A 637-nucleotide genomic window follows, 5' to 3' on the forward strand; every position below is an offset into this window, starting at 1 on the left:
GCTCTCTTATTCATATAGCTATTCCTTTGCTGTACCCACGGACTGCACGGTCATCGTTAACCTACCCACACAGCTCGTACTTAATGTTTTCTCACCCTTGACGACCTTGCCGCTAAAAAGTCTGTTAGCATCTTGGTGGCAAAGCTGTCACTGATGGACACCGAGTCTCGCGCCAATAACAGGCGCGAGAAAAAACGTTAACTGGGCTGGGTATTGTCAGGGGTAAAATCTGCCAGTTGGGCAGGTTCGCCTGACTCAAATAACGCAAATGGTACGCCATCTAACACGCGCTCATTTTTAAATACACGGATTTCTGAATCAGGTAACTGCGTCATCAGCAATGACAAGATAGTGTGCATCTTATCCAATGGGCAATGAAGACGAATACTTGCTCGTAAGCCCATTGTTCGTACATCCGATTGGCAGGCAATAAATGGACGATTCCGCGTTACCTTAATCAAATGACGATGCCCATTTTTTATAGGGCTCTCATAAGTTGTCTCTATATTTTTAAAACCAGTAAAGAAAAATGCCCCCAGAGCCATTCCACCTACACCAACCAGCGCTGCTGGGCCTAAAAAGGCCACACCGACGATGCAAACCACTACCCCAAACCAAGCCAGCCCCCGCACTACCG

The 637-nt window shown here is 47.3% G+C and carries 1 pseudogene; it reads right to left on the reverse strand.

Features of this window, described 5'->3' with window-relative positions:
- Positions 1-197: 197 nt before the first annotated feature.
- A pseudogene (locus HUB64_RS23060) lies at positions 198-637 on the reverse strand (hypothetical protein); the annotation flags it as partial.

It is taken from the genome of Shewanella sp. ISTPL2 (assembly GCF_013283205.1).
Classification (GTDB): Bacteria; Pseudomonadota; Gammaproteobacteria; order Enterobacterales; family Shewanellaceae; genus Shewanella; species Shewanella oncorhynchi.